14 protein-coding genes are annotated in these 17,204 nt (G+C 53.0%); 13 read left to right on the top strand and 1 reads right to left on the bottom strand.

Going from position 1 to position 17,204, the window contains the following annotated elements:
- The first annotated feature begins 173 nt into the window (after positions 1-173).
- From LOK74_RS03380 to LOK74_RS03390, 3 genes are all read left to right on the top strand, one after another.
- Complete coding sequence (locus LOK74_RS03380) at positions 174-1,322, top strand: M20 peptidase aminoacylase family protein (RefSeq protein ID WP_230045212.1); 1,149 nt, start codon at positions 174-176, stop codon at positions 1,320-1,322.
- A gap of 122 nt (positions 1,323-1,444) precedes the next feature.
- A complete protein-coding gene (locus LOK74_RS03385; protein WP_230045213.1) occupies positions 1,445-2,680 on the top strand; it encodes an MFS transporter in 1,236 nt (411 codons plus the stop codon).
- A 144-nt stretch (positions 2,681-2,824) separates the two neighbouring features.
- Positions 2,825-4,057, top strand: a complete 1,233-nt coding sequence (locus LOK74_RS03390) for an MFS transporter (RefSeq protein ID WP_230045214.1) — start codon at positions 2,825-2,827, stop codon at positions 4,055-4,057.
- A 40-nt stretch (positions 4,058-4,097) separates the two neighbouring features.
- Here LOK74_RS03390 and LOK74_RS03395 read toward each other — a convergent pair whose 3' ends face one another.
- Complete coding sequence (locus LOK74_RS03395; RefSeq protein ID WP_230045215.1) at positions 4,098-4,880, bottom strand: SDR family NAD(P)-dependent oxidoreductase; 783 nt, start codon at positions 4,878-4,880, stop codon at positions 4,098-4,100.
- A gap of 89 nt (positions 4,881-4,969) precedes the next feature.
- On the opposite strand from LOK74_RS03395, the gene LOK74_RS03400 reads away from it, so the two are divergent.
- The 10 genes from LOK74_RS03400 (at position 4,970) to LOK74_RS03445 (ending at position 17,090) form a co-directional block, all read left to right on the top strand.
- The gene (locus tag LOK74_RS03400; protein ID WP_230045216.1) at positions 4,970-5,191 is read left to right on the top strand and encodes a DUF1540 domain-containing protein; all 222 of its coding nucleotides are present in this window, start codon (positions 4,970-4,972) and stop codon (positions 5,189-5,191) included.
- 183 nt (positions 5,192-5,374) lie between these two features.
- Positions 5,375-6,043, top strand: coding sequence for a DUF456 domain-containing protein (locus LOK74_RS03405; RefSeq protein ID WP_230045217.1), 669 nt, complete (start codon positions 5,375-5,377; stop codon positions 6,041-6,043).
- A gap of 151 nt (positions 6,044-6,194) precedes the next feature.
- Positions 6,195-6,980 (top strand): ABC transporter ATP-binding protein, encoded by a 786-nt coding sequence (locus tag LOK74_RS03410; RefSeq protein ID WP_230045218.1) that lies wholly within the window; start codon positions 6,195-6,197, stop codon positions 6,978-6,980.
- Complete coding sequence (locus LOK74_RS03415) at positions 6,977-8,899, top strand: AMP-binding protein (protein ID WP_230045219.1); 1,923 nt, start codon at positions 6,977-6,979, stop codon at positions 8,897-8,899. The genes LOK74_RS03410 and LOK74_RS03415 overlap by 4 nt, the downstream gene beginning before the upstream one ends.
- On the top strand, positions 8,899-9,783 hold the full coding sequence (locus tag LOK74_RS03420) for a branched-chain amino acid ABC transporter permease (protein ID WP_230045220.1): 885 nt from the start codon (positions 8,899-8,901) through the stop codon (positions 9,781-9,783). Before LOK74_RS03415 ends, LOK74_RS03420 begins: the two co-directional genes overlap by 1 nt.
- A 4-nt stretch (positions 9,784-9,787) precedes the next feature.
- Positions 9,788-10,849 carry a branched-chain amino acid ABC transporter permease gene (locus LOK74_RS03425; protein ID WP_230045221.1) on the top strand — a complete coding sequence of 354 codons (1,062 nt, stop codon included), beginning with the start codon at positions 9,788-9,790 and terminating at the stop codon, positions 10,847-10,849.
- A 34-nt stretch (positions 10,850-10,883) separates the two neighbouring features.
- The gene (locus LOK74_RS03430; protein ID WP_230045222.1) at positions 10,884-12,128 is read left to right on the top strand and encodes an ABC transporter substrate-binding protein; all 1,245 of its coding nucleotides are present in this window, start codon (positions 10,884-10,886) and stop codon (positions 12,126-12,128) included.
- Positions 12,129-12,149: 21 nt separating this feature from the next.
- Positions 12,150-12,938, top strand: coding sequence for an ABC transporter ATP-binding protein (locus LOK74_RS03435; RefSeq protein ID WP_230045223.1), 789 nt, complete (start codon positions 12,150-12,152; stop codon positions 12,936-12,938).
- On the top strand, positions 12,938-14,194 hold the full coding sequence (locus tag LOK74_RS03440; protein WP_230045224.1) for a phenylacetate--CoA ligase family protein: 1,257 nt from the start codon (positions 12,938-12,940) through the stop codon (positions 14,192-14,194). Before LOK74_RS03435 ends, LOK74_RS03440 begins: the two co-directional genes overlap by 1 nt.
- A gap of 202 nt (positions 14,195-14,396) precedes the next feature.
- Positions 14,397-17,090, top strand: coding sequence for a sigma-54-dependent transcriptional regulator (locus LOK74_RS03445; protein WP_230045225.1), 2,694 nt, complete (start codon positions 14,397-14,399; stop codon positions 17,088-17,090).
- The last annotated feature ends 114 nt before the right edge of the window (positions 17,091-17,204 follow it).

Here is a 17,204-nt window from a genome sequence, read left to right on the forward strand (position 1 = left end):
GAGCAGGAGGGACGTTTCTTTTTTTCTCTTTATAACAACAATATGAATCGCCGAAGAGCGGGACGTTTTTAATAAGGCAGGCGAACCGATTTCGGTTTACAATGAGAGGATAGGCATCTCTGTCTGGCAACGGACATCGAAACGGGAACAGCAAACAGAAAGGGATGAGATCAGTGACAGCAGCGATACGGGATTGGGTAAATCGAAATCGGGAGGAGATCTTGGCTACCTACTATCGTCTGCACGATTTGGCTGAAGTGAGCTGGCAGGAGAGGGAGACTACGGCTTTCTTGTGCCAACAGTTAGAACAGCTCGGGATTGCGTATCAGACGTTTGACCAACATACGGGGGTAATCGCGGTATGGGAGGGGGAGACGGATGGGCCTACCGTAGGAATGCGTGCCGACATGGATGCGTTGTGGCAGAATGTAGATGGTGTGTGGAAAGCAAACCATTCCTGTGGCCATGACGCCCACATGACGATGGTGCTTTCTGCACTGCGCTGCTTGAAGGAAACCGATTTTCGTCCCAAGGGACGGCTAAAGGTGATCTTCCAGCCGGCAGAAGAAGTGGGGGCAGGAGCGAAAGCGCTGCTCGCCCAAGGAATGATTGACGACATCGACTATTTGCTTGGCATTCATGTTAGGCCCATCCAGGAACTCTCCTTTGGCACGGCCTCACCAGCCATCTATCATGGGGCGGTGGCGATGCTTAGGGGAAAGGTGCGTGGTGTTCAGGCCCATGCCGCTAGACCCCATCTCGGTGTAAACGTGATTGATTCGTTGGCAGCCATTGTGGGTGCTGTCAACGCAGTCAGAGCAGACCCAACCCTTCCGGCTTCGGCCAAAGTGACCAAGCTGCATGCCGGCGGAGACAATCTCAACATTATCCCGGACGAGGCCGAGTTCGGCATCGATTTGCGCGCGCAGACCAATGACGCGATGGAGAGCTTGCTGGAGAAAGTATCGACTGCAGCCCGATCGGCAGGCAGCGCCAACGGGGCAGAGGTGGAGCTGGAAGTGATTGCACGGATGAATGCTGCTGTTCCCAATCCGACGATGGAACAAGTGGTGAGCAGGGCGATTGCCGAGATACTGGGAGCAGATGCAGTCGTCGCTCCACCGGTCACTCCGGGAGGAGAAGACTTCCATTTTTACGTTACCGAAAGAGCAGGACTTGCTGCTACGATGATCGGATTGGGTACCGATTTAACACCGGGACTGCACCACCCGCAGATGCGGTTTGACCTGGACGCGCTTCATCACGGTACTCTGATCTTGTGTTTGTCTGCCATGGAACTATTTGCTCAGTCGAACGGATGACTGGCTTAGCTGCACCCTTTTCACGTTTATGCCTGTCTTGACCGCGTGGTTTTACGCCGCTGCGCACTTGTCTCATCCGTCTGCCGAATCATAAGCTAGAGGGAAGGGATCTGCAGCCTATCATGGTTACGTTATGGAAACAACCTGTTTTTCGCCGTCTCTACTCTGCTCAAGTGATCAATACGCTGGGCCATGAGTTTACCTTTATTGCCGTAATCGGCCTGTTGAACGAGTTGAGCGGAAGCGGCCTCTCGTTTGCTGCGGGAACAGTGTTTCGCCTGCTGCCCTATGTGATCACCAGTCTCTTCTCCGGCGCACTGCTGGAGAACTGGGACAAGCGGCGTGTTATGCTCACTGTAAACCTGCTCAGTGGTGTTTTGGTCAGTCTTTACTTTTGGGTGACAGAGCCGGCCCACCTGTGGGTCGCCTTTCTTCTGTTGGCCGCGATCAATATCTGTTCTGCTTTCTTTCAACCGGCGATGCAGGTGGCACTGGTTGAATCCGTTCCAATTGAGCAGAGATTGGCCGCCAACTCCTTGCTGCAGGGAACCAAAGCCCTCTTGATCATCGTCGGTCAAGGGATCGCCGCTGTCCTTGTTTCCTTCTATTCGTATCGGTTCAACTTTTTGTTGGATGCAGCATGTTATCTGCTTTCTTTTTTTCTTTTGCTGCGGCTTCCGCTGTTGAAGCAGCGAGGCGGGCAACAGGATGACTCGATCATTCGACGACTGCGGGAAGGACTGCGCTACATGTGGGGCGAGACCGAGATCCGGCACATCATCTATCTCCAGATGGCCGAGAGGATCGCAGGGGCCAACTACATCCTGCTGATGTTTTATATCTTGCAGGAAAGAAAAGAACCGCTGCACGTTTTTGGTCTGTTGGATATTCCGCTCGGATTGGGTGGCGTACTGGCAGGCTACCTGATCGGACGCTGGGCAGACAAGTTGCATCTGCCAACGATGGAGCGGGCCATGGGGCTGTCCATGATCCTGGTTGGGGGCGGGATTTTCTTCCTGTTTCACGTCGGGCCGATCTGGGTGATTGCTGTCAGTTCCCTGTTGCTCTCGTTCGCCTCTTTTTCCGTCATCATCATGAGTGTGACCAGGCTGCAGGTGGTGGCTGACGCTCGCTATCTGGCACGGGTTTTCTCGCTTCGCGAGATGTTTACGATGACCGCCTTCAGCATAGGATGCTTGGCGGTGGGCTTTGGAGGTGAAGCCTACGGGAGCCAGGCGATAGCGACCGGATTGGCAGTATTGGGAATGCTGTCTGGACTTTGTTGGTTGCTCGCAGCAAGACATCGGGCACGCAGGCGGCAGGCAGCAGACCACAAAACTGCGGCTCGCTCAGGGTAGAAAACTCCTCTATGATGAGGAGTTTTTTTATTTTAGCAACATTTATAAACAAAATAATACAAAAAGTATATAAAATGTTGTAAAATAAATCCACGTATAAGAGAGAGAACGGATCTTACGCCAACCATGGGGAGGAAAGAGCGCATGCTGCAGATATGGAAAGTGAAATCGTTCCGCTGGTACTGGCTGGGGCTGCTGCTGTCTGGTTTGGGCGATCATTTCGGCTGGATGGGTTTGATGTGGTGTATCGGGGCTGAGACAGAATCCTCGGCAGCGATGGGAAGCGTTATCCTTTTGTATTTTTTGCCGGGCGTCTTTTCATCGTTGATCGCCGGTGTGCTGCTGGATCGCTATGACCGACGAAAGCTGATCATTGCCGACAATCTGCTGCGTGGATGCATCATCGCTGTGCTGGTTATCCTGCTCGCGGGTGGTGAGCCGCCGATGGGGTTGATCTATCTCCTGTTGGCCGTCGCCGGCATGTTGGCACCGCTCAGTCTGGCAGGGGCTCAGGCGCTGCTTCCCCAGTTGATTGCGGACAAACAGCTTCTGATCAAGGCAAACGGATTGGTGCAAAGTCAGTGGCAGCTAACCTATCTGTTCGGGCCGGGTTTGGCTGGATTGGCTGTCGCCTGGTACGGAGAAATGGTTGTGCTGACAGCTGACGCATTCAGCTTTTTTCTCTGCGCTCTCTGCTTTGTACGAATTAAGACGCTGTCGATAACGAACGATAGAGGGGACGACCGTTTGGCCGCTTCGTCAAGGGAGGCTGCCCCCTTGTTTCCTTCCTTGCTGCGCGACTTGAGGGCCGGCTACCGATACATGTTTGCCCAGCGGCCGCTGTTCTGGCTGCTTGTGCTTTCCTTGTTTTTTAACATGTCCTACGGGCTGATGGAGCTTTTGCAGGTGTATGTGCAGGAAGTGCTGAACCGTGATGCCGCAGAACTTGGTCTCTTGTGGTCTGCACTTGCCTGCGGTTCGCTTGTTGGTTCTCTCTTATTTTCCTTCTTCACTTTGCGGTTTGCACTTGGTGTGATGCTTTCCACAATCATCGTCTTATGGGGAATCACGACGCTGCCGCTGGCTTTATGGCCCTCACTGCCTGTCGCCCTGCTGTCCATGGTGCTGGCCGGCCTCAGCTTTGCTCCCTATGGCATCCTGTATACGTCCTATCTGCAGCGGGAGGTTCCGCAGGAAATGTTGGGCCGGGTGTTTACTGCCAACCGGACGATTACGGGAGTAGGCATGCCGTTGGGGGCCTATCTGTCCGGATTTTTGATTCCGGTGATCGGGATGCAGCAGCTTTTGGGAGCAGCTTCGCTAGCCTGTGTGCTGGTCGGACTCATCGCATACCGGCTGCTCCGTCATTTGCGGTGAGGGATATAACGATCCCCTTTTTTTCAAGGGAGTCTGCTTCTCACTTGCGGTTCAGATAAGGGGAAATCAATGCTCTGATGCCTTGGGGCAGCAGTCGGTACATACCCGACATTAGGGAGAGGGTGAGCGGCATGGCTGCTGTGGCTCGTTTTGCCTCGACGGCTCGCAGGATCGTCCGCGCAGCTCGTTCCGGCTTGAGCAGAAACGTGCCGACCTGATCCCGGTACGCTCCGCTGCGGTCCGCCCGGTCGAGAAAAGGTGTGTCAATCGGACCCGGCAGGACACAGGTGACGGTGATTCCATCTGCCGTAACTTCTTGCCGCAGTCCTTCACTGAAGCGGATCACCGCTGCTTTGCTGGCTGCGTATACGGCTGCTTTGGCCGTAGCCACCTCTCCGGCAAGTGAAGCTATATTCACAACTTGCCCGCTGCTACGCTCCATCATCATGGGCAAAAAGGCACGAGTCATGTAGAGAACCCCTTCGAGATTAACCGCGAGCGTTTGTCTGATCTCGTTGAGATTCATATCCAAAAATGGCTTGAATACAGCAGAGCCGGCGTTATTGTACAAAATGTCACAACCACCAAAACGGATTTTCACCCAGGCAGCAAAGCGACGTACCGCCTCATTATCTGTTACGTCGAGAGGATAGATATGCAGCTGTGGCGGCGCGTTCAGTGTTGCCTGTACTTTGGTCAACTTGGCCCGGTCACGACTCACGATGACGACCTGATCGCTTTTCTGCAGGTGAAGTCGTGCCAGCTCGTATCCCAGTCCGCTGCCTCCTCCCGTTATGATGATCAATCGATTACCTGTCGTCATCAACTTCTCCTCGCTTTTCGCCGAAAATTGCCCGGGTATAAACCCCTGATATGCTGGTGAACCCTACCCCTAGGGGGGGTGAAGAAACAATGCCAATCGTAAAATGCAGTGTCTCCAACTGTTCTTACTGGAGTGAGGGGAATAACTGCGCAGCGGATATGATTATGGTGGAGATCGACCGCCATTCCCGGTCCAGACTAAAAGAAGAGTTTGCCGACGAGTACCGTCACGATGATGCCCACAAAGATGAGGCCAACGAGTCCGCTGAGACCTGTTGTCACACCTTCAAGCCCAAAGATGCTGCTTCCTAAGTATGTCAAAAAGACGTATCCCTTTCGCTTTGCAGGGTACGTCTTTTTGACATCTTGTCCAGTAACCGGCTGCAAATCATTTGAGACGGGCATTCCTCTCGCCTCCAGTTTAAATTGTACACCGTAAGCAGAGACTAAGGCTACTTCCTTCAACACAATCCACTACAGAGGGGATGAGCAAACATGGCCGACGAACAAAAGCAACGTGTGGATGCTGATCAGAAGGAAGAAGCAAGGCCAACCATTCCCACAACCAGTGAGAGCAACCTGTACACGGAAGATGCCGATACGGAGTTTGCCATGGATACTTGGATGGGAGCGGTATTTAATCCAGACGCCAACAAGCCCAGAGGGAACATCTCTTACGATCCCGTTACCCGGACAGAGCGTTACGCAGGTGAAGCAGATCCTGCAGACGGTCCACGGGCAGCAGCCGATACGCCGACAGTCAATCAGATTGAAGCGGATCAGGCGGCACGCTCCAATCGCGTCGCTGATACAGCGGCAGAGCGTGTTGACCTGAAGCAGGCCGATTATGAGACAGCGGCTGAGATCGCCCCACCGTTGGGCGATGACAATGCACGCGATGTAAGACAGGAACGGAGAGGACAGAGAGCCGGCGCTCCTGCCGAAGACAGAGCCGACGCGGGCACCGGACTTGGATGGATCGGCCTCGGAGCGGCCATTCTCTCCTTGTTCTTCCTTCCGTATTTGATGGCTCCCGCAGGGATTGTGCTAGGCTATCTAGCCTTCCGCCGAAACGCGCGCACACTTGGTACTTGGGCGATGATCATCGGTGCGCTGGCAATTGTGGGAGCGCTGCTGATCTATCCGTATTTTAGGGCTGGCTGACCCGAATCCCCCTCTTCCACAGGAAGAGGGGGATTAATTTAAAACAGATAATTGATAATATTCTGATTACATGTTATTTTTTAAATTATTATAATTGTATATTCTTCCCAAGCTGCTTGAGAACATAAGTGAAAAACAAAGGGGGAAAACCATGTCTTTGGAGATTGACAAGGTGTCATTGCGCTTTGGGGGCGTCTCCGTACTATCTGAGGTTTGCTTTCAAGTGCAAAAGGGGGAGATTTTTGCACTGATTGGTCCAAACGGAGCGGGAAAAACAAGTATGCTCAACTGTATCAGCGGATTGTATACGCCTACATCCGGGAGCATACGATTTCAAGGGGAAGAGCTGAAAGGTCTGCCGCCATACAGACGAGCAGCCAAAGGGATTGCCCGAGCTTTTCAAAACATTGAGCTTTTTCGACATATGACAGTCTTGGACAACTTGATGCTGGGACGTCATGTGCGGATGAAGTCGGGATTGTTAGCTGGGGGTTTTTATTGGGGAAAGGCGGAAAAAGAAGAGATCGAACACAGGGAAGCAGTAGAAGAAATCATCGACTTTCTGGAAATCGAATCGATTCGCCATAAGCCGGTAGGGACGCTGTCTTACGGTCTGCAAAAACGTGTGGAAGTCGGTCGAGCGCTCGCTCTGTCTCCTGACCTCCTGCTGCTTGACGAACCGATGGCCGGAATGAACAGCGAAGAGAAGGAGGACATGGCCCGGTTCATTCTGGATATACACGAGGAGCGGGGCATCACGATCGTCTTGATCGAACACGATATGGGAGTAGTGATGGAATTATCCCATCACATCGCGGTGCTTGATTTTGGCCGCTGCATCGGATATGGAACACCGGATGAGATTCAAACCAATCCACAGGTGATCGAAGCGTATTTGGGGCAAGTGGAGAGTGAGCAGGGAGGGAGATTGGCGTGAAAACAGAAACCCTGCCGCAGTGGTTGGTCGAGAAGGCAGCGCGGATCCCAGATCAGACGGCGATGCGCGAAAAGGAGTTTGGCATTTGGCAAGAGTTGACCTGGGCTCAACTGTTGAATGAAGTGAAAGCGTTTTCTTTAGGGCTTGTGGAATTGGGCTTTCAACCGCAAGAAAAACTGGCGATTATCGGGGACAATCGTCCGGAATGGATCATATCGGAGATAGCAGCCCAAGCTGCAGGCGGTGTATCGGTTGGCATCTACCAGGACTCCCTGCCGAAAGAGATAGCCTACGTGTTGAATCATGCGGATGCCAAAATCGTTGTGGTGGAAGATCAGGAGCAGGTGGATAAGCTGTTGGAGATCGAAATGGAGATTCCGCATGTGGAAAAGATCATCTATTACGACCGCAAAGGGATGCGCGGCTATGAGCACCCGTTGCTCGCCGAGTTTACGCAGATTCAGCAAATGGGCAGAGAAAGCAACGCCTGGGAAAGCTCCGTATTTTTCGAACAAGTTGAACGTGGCAGCGCCGACGATGTGGCGATTCTTTGCTATACGTCCGGTACGACCGGTTTTCCAAAAGGAGCGATGCTGTCACACCGCAATCTGCTCAACATGGCGGAGAGACTGTTTCGCTTGGATCCGCTTAGCGAAAAAGATGAGTACGTCTCATTTCTGCCGCTAGCCTGGATTGGTGAGCAGATGATGGGTGTATCCGGAGCCTTCCTCATTGGCTATACGATCAACTTCCCCGAAGAGACGTCAACGGTTCAGGCTGATCTGCGTGAAATCGGACCGCATGTCATGTTTTCACCTCCCCGCATCTGGGAAGACATGGTTTCCCGCGTACTGGTTCGGCTGCAAGATGCAGGTTGGCTGAAACGAAAGATATACGAATGCCTGCGGCCATACGGAGAGCGCAAGGCGGAGGCATCGATCAGTGGCAGAAGGCTGACCCTATGGGAACGTCTGATGTACATACTGGGGGATTACCTTGTCTTTTCTGCGATGAAAGATCACCTTGGACTGCTCCGCTTAAAGCGGGCCTACACCGGAGGGGCCTCACTCGGTTCCGATGTGACCAAATTTTTTCACAGCCTGGGAGTAAACTTGAAGCAAATCTACGGTCAGACGGAAATATCCGGGATTGCAATCGTTCATCACGACGGGCGCATCAAGTTTGACACCGTCGGGGAGCCGATTCCTGGCACCCAAATGCGAATCTCGGAACAAGGTGAAATCATGTTGAAAAGTGCCAGTGTCTTCACCGGTTACTATAAAAACGATCAAGCGACGATGGAGACGATCACCGACGGATGGCTGCATACCGGTGACGCCGGCTACATTGACGATGACGGTCATCTGGTGGTGATCGACCGCTTGAAAGACGTGATCCGGCTTGATTCTGGCGAGATGTTCTCCCCACAGTACATCGAGAACAAGCTGAAGTTCAGTCCATACATCAAGGAGGCGGTCGCGGTCGGAACGAATCGTCCTTATGTAGCGGCCATGCTCAACATCGACATGGCTAATGTGGGACGTTGGGCAGAAGTAAATCAAGTGGCGTACACCACCTACACAGATTTATCGCAAAAGTCTGAAGTATTGCAATTGATTCGCCACGAGGTGGAGCGCATCAATCACGATTTGCCGGAAAAAGCGAAAGTAAAGCGGTTTGTGCTGCTCTATAAAGAATTGGACGCAGACGATGAGGAACTGACTAGAACCAAAAAAGTACGCCGGGGCTTTGTTGCCCACAAGTACGAAGCAGTGATCGCCGGACTGTACGGGGACGGTAAACTGCTTGACATAGAAGGAACAATCAAATACAGGGACGGGAAAGAGGCGACGATACGTGCACAGATGGAAGTCGTCGATGTTGGGGATTCATTATCAGCGGACGGGGAGGTTGCCTGATGGATATGTTTTTACAGCTTTTGGTGATCGGATTGGCGGTTGGAAGCATCTATGCGCTGGTCGCGTTGGGGTTTGTGCTGATTTACAAATCGAGCGATGCGATCAACTTTGCGCAGGGAGAGTTCCTGCTGGTAGGTACGTATGTCTGTCTTACGCTGATCACCGCTTACGGGATTCCCTTTATCCCTGCTCTTTTGCTCACCCTGATCTTTAGTGCGCTGCTCGGTTGGGCGATTGAACGGGTGGTGCTGAGGCCATTCATCGGAGAGCCCGTGATCTCGATGATTATGGCGACGATCGGTCTGTCCAGCTTGATGGCCGGATTTGTTCATCTGTTCTGGGGCACCAGCACCCGCGTGTTTCCGACGATTTTTCCAGACGCACCGGTTGAGATCGGGCCGATCGTCGTCTCCCAGGTCTACATCTGGTCGCTGTTCACCGTACTGGCGCTCCTCGCTATCTTTACGCTTTTTTTCAAATACTCCAAGATGGGCATTGCGATGCGTGCTACTGCGGATGACCAGCAGGCAGCACTCTCGATGGGGATCAGTGTAAAAAAGGTGTTTGCTGTTACATGGGGGATTTCTGCGATTGTCTCTGCGGTTGGCGGCGTGTTGCTGGGCAACATCAACGGAGTCAACTCCTCTCTGGCCGCGATTGGGCTAAAAGTACTGCCGGTTGCCCTTTTGGGGGGATTGGACAGCATCCCTGGTGTGATCGTGGGAGGCTTTATCATCGGCATCCTGGAAAGTTTGGCCGGGGGGTATCTCGACCAGCAGTTGGGTGGCGGAGTGAAGGAGGTAGTACCGTTTATCGTGCTCGTACTCATTCTGATGTTTAAACCTTACGGACTGTTCGGAAAACGAGAAATTGAAAGGGTGTGAGCATATGAGAAGCCCGTTTGTCAGCGAATGCGGCGAGTTTCGCACCAGCTACCGCCAAGACATGGCTTTATACAAAGTGCCGCGCATCCGTTATCGGGTGTACGGGATCCTGCTCCTTTTTGCCCTGTTGCCATGGGTTGTATCAGAGTACGCCACCAGTTTGGCGACACTCTGTGCGATTGCATCGATTGGTGCCATCGGGTTAAACATTCTGACTGGCTATACCGGGCAAATCTCGATTGGCGTGGGAGCGTTTCTGGGAGTGGGCGGCTATACATCTGCGGTATTGACTAGTACGTTGGGTCTCAGCTTTTGGATCTCCTTGCCGTTAGCGGGGCTTGTCACTGCCCTCGTTGGGGCTCTGTTCGGCATCCCATCCCTGCGCTTAAAGGGGCTCTACTTGGCAATGGCCACATTGGCGGCACAGGTGATCATCTTATATACGATCAATCACTGGGACGCACTCACCGGCGGCACGGGGGGGATGATCTTGTCTCGACCGACGCTGGGCGGCTATTCATTCGATTCTGAGATGAGCTATTACTACCTGACCTTGGCCGTCCTGGTTTTTGTCTATATTTTCACTTCCAATCTGTTTCGTTCCCGGACAGGGAGGGCTTTTGTAGCCGTGCGGGATCGCGATCTTGCCGCTGAAGTAATGGGCATCAACCTGTTTCGCTACAAAGTGCTGGCGTTCGCGATCAGTTCGTTTTTTGTCGGCCTTGCCGGGGCGCTGATGGGCCACTATACGATGGTTATCTCGCCGGAACACTTTGAGATCGGCGTCTCGATCGAATACTTGGCGATGATTTTGATAGGCGGTTTGGGCAGCGTCGTCGGTTCGATTTTCGGTGCCATTTTTATCACCCTGCTGCCGGTTTTTCTGCGGGAAGTCATCAATACGGCAGCTGTTTACCTACCCCAGGTGACGGAACACTTCGGTGCCCTCCACCAGATCATCTTTGGTGCCATCATTATTTTGTTTCTGATATACGAACCGGAGGGATTGGCAAAGATTTGGCGCAACATCAAGGATTCCTGCAAACTGTGGCCTTTTTCTTATTAAGGAATGTTACAACCAAAAAAACGGGGGGATTCACATGGGAAAGAGAAAGAAATGGGCAAGTCTGATCACTGCTGGGCTGCTTGTGACGACACTATTAGCCGGATGCGGCGGGGGACAGACAAGTGCACCAGCGTCCGGGACCGAGGCTCCTGCGGCAGGCAGTACCGGTGGTTCTGCACCGGATTCTTCAAAAGGCACGATCAAGATCGGCGGCCTGTTTGACGAGACGGGCGCAACCGGAGACGTCGGCAAGCCCTACGCTGAAGGAGAAGTGGCCTATGTGGATTACATCAACAGCAAAGGCGGCATAAATGGCTACACGATTGAATTGATTGGCGTTGACTACGCTTACAAAGTACCGGAAGCTGTGAAGATCTATCAAAAGTTCATTAAGCAAGACAAAGTGTCGGCGATTCTCGGCTGGGGTACCGGCGATACCGAAGCGATGAAGGAACTGATCGCCAAAGACAAGGTTCCCTTTTTGTCCGCTTCGTACTCGGAACCGTTAACCAACGTGTCCCAGCACCCCTACAATTTCCTTGCCGCCGCTACCTACTCTGACCAGGCGAGAGCTGTCTTGAAATGGATCAAGGACAACTGGCAGGGCAGCGGAAATCCAAAAGTGGCGCTGATCTACAATGACACGCCGTTTGGCAAATCGCCGATTGAAGATGCCAAGGTCTATGCCAACGAGATCGGTGTCGATATCGTGGACGAACAGATCGTCGACTTGACGGCATTGGACGCTACCTCACAGCTTTTGAATATGCAGAAAAAGAATCCAGACTTTGCGATCATCCAGGAGACCTGGGGAGCGACCGCGACAATCCTGAAAGATGCGAAGAAGCTGGGGATCACCACGCAGTTCATCGGCCTCAACTGGGCAGCGGGTGAGGGCGTGATCACGCTGGCCGGAGATGCGGCCGAGGGCTACATCGGTGTGATCACTCATGCTTTCCCGTATGAAACATTGCCGGGGATGAAAGAAGTAGAGGAGTATCTTGCCTCCAAAGGGGAGAAATTGACTGACCATAACCAGAAGTTCATCCAGGGCTGGGTGACGGCAAAGATTCTCCTCGAGGGGATTAAAAACGCTGGTGACAACTTGACGGGTGAAGGGATCAAAGCAGGGATGGAAAAAATACAGAACCTCGATTTGGGCGGTCTGGGCGCACGGGTCAGTTTCTCTGCCGATAACCACAGGGGAACAAACCAGATTCGCCTCGGGCAGGTGAAGGGCGACAGGTTTGAGATGATCACCGACTATATCGGCTACTAAGCAATAGTGGGGAGGTTCCCGATGCTCACGTTAAACAACGTCGAAGTAATGTACGACAAGGTGATCCTGGCACTGAAAGGCATGTCGATGCACGTCCCGCAGGGAAAAATTGTTGCCCTGCTGGGCAGCAACGGCGCGGGCAAGACGACCACGCTCAAGGCGATCTCGGGCCTGTTGAAGAGCGAAAAAGGACAGGTAACGGACGGGACGCTGATGTTTGAAGGGCAATCGATCGGCGGCAAAGAGGCCGAGGAGATCGTGAAGAGCGGCATTTTTCAGGTGATGGAGGGCAGGCGCGTGTTCGAACATCTCAGCGTGGAAGAAAACCTGATCGCCGGTGCCCACACGCGTCGGGATCGCTCCGCATTAAAAGAAGATGTTGAGCGTGTCTATCACTATTTTCCCAAGTTAAAAATGCTCCGTACCCGAACGGCGGGTTACTTGAGCGGCGGCGAACAGCAGATGCTGGCTATCGGTCGGGCACTGATGGCAAGGCCGAGATTGATGCTGCTGGATGAGCCCTCTCTGGGGCTGGCACCGCTCTTGGTAAAAGAGATCTTCGGCAACATCAAGCAGATCAACAGGGAAGCAGGTACAACCATCCTGGTTGTCGAGCAAAACGCCAATGTAGCACTCTCCATTGCCGACTACGGCTATATTATGGAAAACGGGCGAATCGTGCTGGAAGGGGAAGTGGAAAGCCTAAAATCAAACCAGGATGTGCGTGAGTTCTACTTGGGAATGAGCGAAAGCGGGCGAAAAAGTTTCCGTGACGTGAAACACTACAAGCGGAGAAAGCGGTGGTTGTGATGGAGCGCGGACAGTCCGATCAGCGGCTGCAGGAGTTGATTCGATACGCATATGACAATGCGGCGGGCTGGCGTGAGCGACTGGATGGCCTGCGGATTGCACCGGAGGAAGTGGTGTGCGAGGCAGATTTAGCACGCATTCCTGTCCTGCGCAAAGAACAGCTTCCCGCTCTGCAGCGACGGTCCCCGCCATTCGCCGGACTGCTTGCCGGACAGTCGTTGCCGGCGAGGATTTTTCTCTCTCCCGGCCCCATCTACGATCCGCAGCCGGCCGGGGATGATCCGTGGCGATTCGCCCGCAGTTTGGCAGATGTGGGGTTCCGCAGCGGGGATATCGTGCTCAACACCTTTTCCTATCACTTGAGTCCGGCCGGATTTATGTTTGACAGCGCGCTGCGCAAACTGCAAGCGACCGTCATCCCCGCGGGAGTGGGCAATACCGAACTGTTCATTCCGTTGCTGCGTGACTTGGCCGTGACCGGCTATGTCGGTACACCCAGCTATTTTCTCTCCCTGCTCAAGCGAGCGGAGCAGGAAGGATTTCGTTTCGGCGAAGAGATTTGTCTAAGCAAGGCATTTTTTACCGCAGAGCCGCTGCCGCCAGAACTGCCCCTCTGGTGTGAGCAGCGGGGGATCAACTTCGGTGAAGCTTACGGGACAGCGGATGTCGGCTGTATCGCCTATCGGGTGCATCCTCTGGCGGGACTGCTGGTACAGCCCGATGTGCTGGTTCAAATCTGCGATCCCTCTACGGGTACACCGCTTCAGCCGGGTGAGGCTGGCGAGGTGGTGATTACCCTGTTTGATTCCCTCTATCCGCTGATTCGATTTGGGACAGGGGATTTGTCCAGGTGGCTTGATGAGTCGAAGACCAGACTGGCCGGTATCGTTGGGCGCGTCGGCGACGGTGTAAAAGTACGAGGCATGTTCGTTTACCAACAGCAATTGGATCAAGTGTTTGCTCGCTTTCCGCAAGTGGCCTGCTACCAGGCAAATGTTACCCGAATGGAGGGACGGGATCAGCTAGAGATTCAAGTAGAACTCACAGACGGCGAACGCACGGCTGATGGATCGGGGCGAGCCGATCACTCATTCCATCCGTCCAACAACACGGCGAACAGAGAAGATCACCCCCTGCTGTCACAGGTTGCCGAACGCATCCGCGAAGTGACCCGCGTCAAAGCAGTTGTAACTCCCGTGGCTTATGGCAAGCTGGATCGTACAAACCAGCGATTCCATGATCAACGGAACGGGTAAGAGTGACTTGCTTGTCGGCCTCGCTCCCTTGTAAACAACACGCCTGTAATCAAACATTTGTCAACACTGCCGAATCCGGCAGTGTCTTTTTTGATACAACACAGTGGAGGTTTCTTCCGTTTTTTGTTGAACATTACCATAGCAGAAGCCATTACATCTGGAACAGTCATATCATCCCCACTCTGCCAGGATGGGTGATTTCATGAAGCGAATCGATTTGATTTACCAAAAGCTGCTCCAGATCGGACCGGAGAGGAGCGTAAGTGCCGGTGAGCTGGCCGAAGAGCTTGGACTGAGTCGCGCCAATGTGAGCAGCGATCTCAATCGTTTGTGGAAAGAAGGGAAACTGGAGAAGACAGAAGGTCGTCCTACGCGCTTCTGCGCGAAACAGCCAGGACGAGAGCCGACACTCCATACAGGGACAACTACACTGGACAAACTGGCCCAGGCGAACAAAAGCCTAATCACCCCCATCGAACAAGCAAAAGCGGCGGTTCTCTACCCCCCTCGCGGCATGCACTGCTTAATCCTCGGGGAAACAGGGGTGGGCAAGACGATGTTTGCCGACCTGATTCACGCCTTTGCCGTTGAGATTGGCCGGCTGGACCCATCAGCGCCATTTGTCATTTTTAACTGTGCGGATTACGCCAACAGTCCTCAATTGCTGATCAGCCAGCTATTCGGTGTAAAAAAAGGAGCGTACACCGGGGCGGAGATGGATCGCAAAGGGCTTTTGGAAAAGGCAGATGGCGGCATTCTCTTTCTCGATGAAGTGCACCGTCTGCCGGCGGAAGGACAAGAAGTGTTCTTTACCTTTATGGACAAAGGCATCTTTCGGCGTGTCGGCGAGACGGAAGACGAACGTACAGCCCACGTACAAATCATCTCGGCGACGACGGAAAACCCGGAGTCCAGCCTGCTTAAAACGTTTATCCGCAGAATCCCGATGATCATCAAGCTGCCTTCTCTCATGGAGCGGGGATTGGAGGAGCGGTTTGGGCTGGTGATGAATTTTTTCCGTGAAGAGGCTTTCCGGTTGGGCCAGGAAATCCAGGTCTCGGCCAGTGCCATTCATGCCTTTCTCTCTTATGAATGCCCCAACAACATCGGCCAGCTCAAAACAGATATACAGCTTACTTGTGCCCGGGCATATGCCGATTTGCTCTCGATGCGAAAGCCGGATCTTCACGTAGGTGTGTCTGACCTGCCATACCACGTAAAACAAGGATTGCTGCTGGCCAAAGAACAAAAGCAGTTGTTGGAACAATTGGTCGGCACCGAAAACAACGCATTTGTCGTGCAGCCTTCACAAGAACGGATTCTGGTGGAAAAGGAGACGGAGCGGCCCGTCCACAGCGTATATGAAAAGATTGAGCAGAAAATTTATGAACTGCGCAATCAAGGCGTGAGCGATGAAGAACTGGAGTTTGATATCGAACACTACTTCACGCAGTTTATTAAAGGAGTGCAGCAGCGGTTTCACCAGGGAGATCTGGCCCGCATCATCGATCCGGTCATCCTCAAGCTGGTGGAAGAGATCGTCCGCTACACAGAAGCCAAATTGGGAAAAGTGATGAGTCAAAAGGTGATCCTCGGCCTGGCGCTGCACATCCAAACCTCGAAGGATCGACTAGCCAAGGGGAAGCAGATCGTCAACCCGCATCTAAACAGTGTGCGAATCAAATACAAAAAAGAGTTTGCTGTTGCCATGGAATGCGTGCGGATGATCGAAGAAGCGTTGTTTATCGATCTGCCGATTGACGAGGCCGGCTACTTGACAATGTTTTTTATCCTCGATGACGAAGCGATGCAGGAAGGACGGGAAAGAGTAGGTGTGCTGGTGATCATGCACGGCAGCGGGGTAGCGACAGCGATGGTCGATGTGGCCAATCGGCTGCTGGCTGTGCAATATGCGAGGGCGGTGGATCTGCCGTTTGAAAAGGATTCCTCCGGGATCGTCGAGCAGGTCGTGCAGATCGCGCGGGAAACGAGCGGCGAGTCGGGCCTGCTGCTCCTCGTCGACATGGGTTCACTGTTGGTATTCGGGGAGCTGATCGAAGCGGAGCTGGGCATTCCTGTTCGGGTCATTCCCATGGTCAGCACACTGCACGTGGTGGAAGCCTCGCGAAAAGCAATGCTGGGTCATTCTTTGCAAGAAGTGTACCGGGATGTGAAAGGTCTGTATCTGCTGATGGAAGAACAGCAGGACAGCGAAGCAAGCGCCCAGCCTCTGCCAAGGATGACGATCGTTGCCGCGTGCTTGTCAGGAGAGGGGAGTGCCCTGTTTCTCAAAAGCTTGCTGGAGGCACGGCTGCGGTTTGACAGAGAGTTGTTGGAGATCATCCCGATCCAGTTGATTGACAGGAAGGAAGCGCGCCGCCAACTTCGAAAGCTCAAGGAGACGCGAAACGTGATTTGCATCGTGAGCAATTATCTGTTGGATAAAGACATCCATCATTACAGCATGGATGATGTCCTAAACGGCGAAGTGCTCCCCGACATCCAGCAGGCGATTGACTTGGAAGAAGCGTACACCAGGATGGCAGAGACCTTGAAAGAGCAGTTGAAGATGGTGGAGGGAGATGCCGTTCTGCGCGATGTCAGGACCTGCGTTTCCCGGTTGGAAGAGCGCCTGCATACCAAGCTGCCGTTCGATACCCTAATCGGGACGTATCTGCATATATGCTGCATGATCGAGAGGCTCAAAACCAATACGCAAACAGTTACTTACTCCAACAAGGAGTCCTTTATCGCCGAGAACAGAAAGATGTTCACATTGGTGGCATACGAGCTTCAACCGTTGGCAGATACTTATCAAATCAACATTGGTGAAGATGACATTTGCTTTGTGATGAACTTTTTTCCGTTAGCCCGCGAACCGGAAACACTAGCCTAAATAGTGTTTCTTTTTTTGCTTTTCTAAAGCAAACAACGAAAACACTAAACCGTATTCATCAAAACAAAGTAAAGAAAAAGACGTACGGAACAGGAAAGATATCAGGATTACTGC

Source organism: Brevibacillus humidisoli (assembly GCF_020923435.1).
GTDB lineage: Bacteria > Bacillota > Bacilli > Brevibacillales > Brevibacillaceae > Brevibacillus_E > Brevibacillus_E humidisoli.